Genomic DNA, 4,833 nt, shown 5'->3' with positions numbered 1-4,833 from the left:
GCATCAGCCCTTCCAATGCCTTCTCGAGGTCAGCGTCTTCGAACACGATGAATGGCGCATTGCCGCCAAGCTCCAGTGACAGTTTCTTGAGACTCGGAGCACATTGTGCAGCCAGCACGCGCCCCACCTCTGTGGAACCGGTGAGTGTCAGCTTGCGAACGTCAGGGCTTGAGGTCAGGACCGCGCCGATTTCGCGGGAAGAGCCGGTGATAACTTGCAGGATGCCGGCCGGAAGACCGGCCTCCTCCGCGAGGTAGGCTAGCGCAAGCGCGGAAAGAGGCGTCTGCTCAGCGGGCTTGACGATGATGGAGCAGCCAGCGGCGAGCGCGGGGGCCACCTTTCGGGTCACCATCCCAGACGGGAAATTCCACGGAGTAATTGCCGCACACAGGCCTACGGGCTGCCGAATGACCAGTTGACGAGTGTAGGGATCGTTCGAGGGAATGATGTCGCCGTAGCCACGGCGCGCCTCCTCGGAGAACCACTCGATGTAGGAGGCAGCGTAGGATATCTCGGCCCGCGCCTCCTGCAGCGGCTTGCCCTGCTCCAGCGTCAACAGGGTCGCAAGGTCTTCCAGATTCGCCTGGACGAGATCGAACCATCGACGCAGGACCGTCGCGCGCTCCCCGGCGGTGCTCTTGGCCCATCGCTTCGCCGCCGCAGCTCCGCATGCGATTGCCTGATCCGCTTCCCTCGCCCCTAACCTTGGCACCTTTGCTACGACATTGCCACCAAATGGATTCTTTACATCAATCCATTGGGTCCCTTCCACCCATTCGCCCCCTACCAGACACTGGGAACGCAGTAGTTCGGGATTCTTCAGGTTTACGGTCGTCTCATTCATACGGTTTCTCTCCTTTGCCTTGGGTTCTGCACAATGCCGTCAGCCCTGACCGACGGCTTGCTTGCCAGCGTCGACGATGACTTCCAGCAACCTCGGCTGCCGGGATTCGATGGCGGCACGCAGGGAACTTGCGAGCTGAGAAGGATCTGCAATCCGTTCGGCGTGGACACCCATACCGCGTGCCATCTCAACGAAGTTCAGTGCCGGATTGACCAAATCCATGCCGAGGAAGTCGTCGCAGTTACGCATTGCTACCAGGCGTTCCTTGATGATTCGATAGGATTTGTTGTTGACGATGACGTACGTGATCGGGAGCTTCTCGTGCGCCGCCGTCCATAGCGCCTGGATGGCGTACATCGCGCTTCCGTCCCCAACCAAAGCGACCACGGGTGTATTCCGCCTGGCAAGGGCGGCTCCGACTGCTCCACCCATGGCAAAGCCCAACCCGCCGCTGGCCAGCCCAAAGAAGTCGCGAGGTGCCGTTACCTCGAGAAAATTGGACAACAGGGGCGAGGTTGTTGGCGCCYCCTCAATCACGATGGTGCCAGCCGGTATTGCGTCCGCGAGCGTCATGGCCAGAACACGAGGATCGATCGGCTCCGACGCTTGCATAGTGGATGCATGCCGGCGAAGCTCTTCTCGCCGAACCGTCCAGTTCGAATCACGCAACCGACCGAGTCGAGCACGGGCCTCATCCCGGTCGTCCGCGCTTTGCGTCGAAGCGATTCGTGGCAGGAGTTCAGTGAGCGTTTCCTTGACCCCCGCTCGTACCGCGAGGTGCGTGGGGTAGTTTTTGCCAAGCTCCCAGTCGCGCTCCGAGATGTGAATGACCCGCAGTTCATCCGGCATCGGGTCGGTTTCACTAAATGCCGACATTCTCAACAGATCACCGCCGAGGACAATCAATAGGTCATGCCTGCCAAGCAACTCCCGCACTTTCGCCTGATTGCGCGACAGGTCGCCCATGAACGATGCGTGCTTAGACGGATACCGCGTGTTGTAAGGAATAGGTTCATGGTAGACCGCAGCACCGATCCGCTCCGCGAGCTCTTGAGCCTCCGTGAACGCGTCCTGCTCTGCAAGCTCTCGTCCGGCAACGATGACTGGCGCTTTGCTGGCGAGGATCGCATCGACAAGTGCGTCACGCGTGCGGCTTGACGGGCCACCCATTGCGTCGACTCGTGTGCTGAAACCCAGCTCCAGTTCTGCTTCGTCATCGAGAATGCTACCCGGCAGACTGAGGAAAACCGGGCCGAAGGGCGGGGTCATGGCAATCTTCGCTGCGCGGCGAACGACTCGAGGCAGATCCTCTACCCGTTGGATCTCATATGCCCATTTGACCAGAGGCTCTGCGAGCGGTACCAAAGGTTCATACAGCATTGGCTCCAGCAAGCCGTAGCCCAGCTCATACTGCCCTGCCGTGACAATCATCGGAGAGCCCGAAAATTTCGCGTTGTACAGTGCGCCCATCGCGTGGCCAAGGCCAGGAGTGCAGTGCAGATTGACCGCAGTCAGTCGACCAGTTGCCCTCGCGAATCCATCTGCCATGGATAAGACGACAGACTCCTGCAGCCCCAGGACATACTGGATCCCCGTCGCTTCTGGCATAGCCTCCATCAGCGCCAGTTCGGTGGTCCCCGGATTGCCGAACACATGCGTGACACCTTCATCTTGCAGGAGCTTCAAGAACGCGGCGCGGCCGCTGAGACGCTGTTTGGTCATAGGTTATCAGGCGCGATCTCCCGATCGCACCAAGAAGTAGTTGAGTACGGAAACTGTTGGGCTGCGCATCGCAGCCCCTGCCGTCATCGCCCAAAGAGACGAAAGCGATGAGGAAAAAAAGCGAGAACCTGGCGGTTCTGGTTCTAGCCCACTGCCGCGCCTCGCCAGAAGATTGGAGGCAGGGACTGGAGCGATCGTGCGGGCGTCGTCTGCGCCCTGGCTGGTGCGAGGTGTCGCGGTTGCATCCTGTCTCCCAGAAAGCTGTGTCTTGAGAGCAAGAATAGAGGCAACCTGCAATTCTTTACAAGTTCAATCTATTTCCAATTTCGATTGCATTTTTCGCATAAATCACGCGCCTCGCCGCGCCGGAGGACGGGCCTTCCAATGTTCCTTGAGTTCCGCAAGGAAGCCTTCGGCGCTCGGCGTGAGGCCGCGATCCTTCAAGACGATGACCCCAATATGACGCGTCAGTACTGGCTGCGCGAGCGGCTTCAGTACCAGACCCGGGCCAAGTGCTGCGGGAATCGCCCCACCCGGAACAATGGCCAGGCCGACACCAGCGTGGACAAACTGCATTACCGTGGCAAACTGGGTCACCGTCACGGCGTGCTGCAGGTTCAGCCCCGCAGCCGCCGCGGCCCCGTCCAACATCCGGCGGGTCTGGGCTTCCTTCGGCAAGGAGACCATGGCATAGTTGGCGACCTCGACAAGCGTCAACGTCTTCCGTCCGGCAAGCGGATGATTCGCCGGCATGACGACGTGAAAGCCTTCCCGGCCCAGCGCGATCGCGGAAAATTCCGCGGGAACATCGTCAACATACGTCAAGCCGAGATCGGCGACGCCACTGCGGATATTGTCCAGGACAGTGCCGTGCACGCCTTCGCGCACCTGGATTTCAATACGTGGCCGGGATTCCCGGTAACGTGCCACAACGATGGGCAAGTGAGTCGAGGCCACCGACATCACCGCGGAGATGATGACCTGCCCGCGCTGCTCGTCAGCGATTTCCCGCATTCCTTCAAAGGAAATCCGGAGGTCGGCGAGAATGCGGTTTGCCAGCGCGACGAACTCCAGCCCCGCAGCGGTGATCTCCACCTTGCGAGTGGAGCGTCGGAAGAGCTCGACACCTATCGCTGCTTCAACGCGCTGCAGCGTACGTGTCAACGCCGGCTGCGACAGGTCCAATGCTATCGAGGCAGCAAGAAGGCTTCCTTCGTCTGCAATGGCGCAGACCGCCTGTAATTCGCGGGAGCTCAGATCGGGGACAAGATTCTTGTTCATGGCAGCGGACGATTGGTGTTCCAAGGGCACGGCAATTATGCCGCACGGCAAGCGGCGGCGGTCTGTCCCTGCCGACCAAGTTCATGCTTACCACAGGAGCCCTCACGCAGCCTTAGGTGCGTTGCATCGCCCGGTCGAATCCGCAGCGTTGATCCTGCTTCAAGGCGCGCGCCGCCGGTCTTGCGACCGGAACGGCGTTGTCAAGTGGCCCGGATCTACCGACCGATCAGGCCAATCGAATACCTGCTGCCTTGATGATCTTCGCGTACCTATCCGCCTCTTGGGCGCAGAAAGCCGCGAAGCGCTCAGGCGACTCTCCAAGCGGGTCTGCCGAGAGATCCGCAAGACGCGCCTTGACATCCTGGTTTGCGAGGGCCTTCGCCGCGGCGGACTGGAGGATCCCTACGGTTTCTGGCGGCATCCTGGCGGGGCCCCACAGACCGTACCAGGTCGTCATCGTCATCTCCGGAAAGCCACTTTCCACGAGCGTCGGCACATTCGGCAGGCTCTTCGCGCGGCGGGTCCCAGTCACCGCCAGCGCGCGAAGCTTTCCGGCTTTGACCAAAGGCAGCGAGGCTGGCATGGAGTCGAACATGAAGGTCACCTGCCCCCCGWTCAGATCCGTCAGTGCCGGAGCGCTGCCCTTGTAGGGGACGTGGACCGCCGAGATGCCTGTGGTCATTCTGAAGAGTTCCCCCGCCAGATGACCCGGCACGCCGTTGCTTGCCGAGGCAAAGCTGCAGCCGGTGGGTTGCGATTTAACGTACCTGATCAGGTCGTTGACGTTGTGCACCGGCAGGTCTGCGGCAACAAGCAGTTGCAGCGGCGTGGAAGCAAGGCTTGTGATCGGGGTAAAGTCCTTGAGCGGGTCGTGCGGAAGCTTGGAGTACAAGAACGGATTGATGACCTGTGCCGAAACGTTGATCAACAAGGTCTGACCGTTAGGGGCTGCCTTGGCTACCATATCCGCGCCAATGGTTCCGCTC

The 4,833-nt window shown here is 60.6% G+C and carries 4 protein-coding genes; all 4 read right to left on the bottom strand.

What is annotated here, in order from left to right:
* Positions 1 to 844 (bottom strand): aldehyde dehydrogenase family protein (locus AC1DO7_RS39385; RefSeq protein WP_477117427.1); only part of this gene is annotated, 844 nt, incomplete at its 3' end.
* A 39-nt stretch (positions 845 to 883) separates the two neighbouring features.
* A complete protein-coding gene (locus tag AC1DO7_RS39380) occupies positions 884 to 2,566 on the bottom strand; it encodes a thiamine pyrophosphate-binding protein (protein ID WP_477117426.1) in 1,683 nt (560 codons plus the stop codon).
* Between the two features lie 348 nt (positions 2,567 to 2,914).
* On the bottom strand, positions 2,915 to 3,847 hold the full coding sequence (locus AC1DO7_RS39375) for a LysR family transcriptional regulator (protein ID WP_441622091.1): 933 nt from the start codon (positions 3,845 to 3,847) through the stop codon (positions 2,915 to 2,917).
* Between the two features lie 226 nt (positions 3,848 to 4,073).
* A partial coding sequence (locus AC1DO7_RS39370) for a Bug family tripartite tricarboxylate transporter substrate binding protein (protein ID WP_477117425.1) occupies positions 4,074 to 4,833 on the bottom strand: 760 nt, incomplete at its 5' end.

The sequence above is a fragment of the Cupriavidus sp. 05N40 genome (genome assembly GCF_056397305.1).
This window is presented reverse-complemented; position numbering and strand designations above follow the sequence as displayed.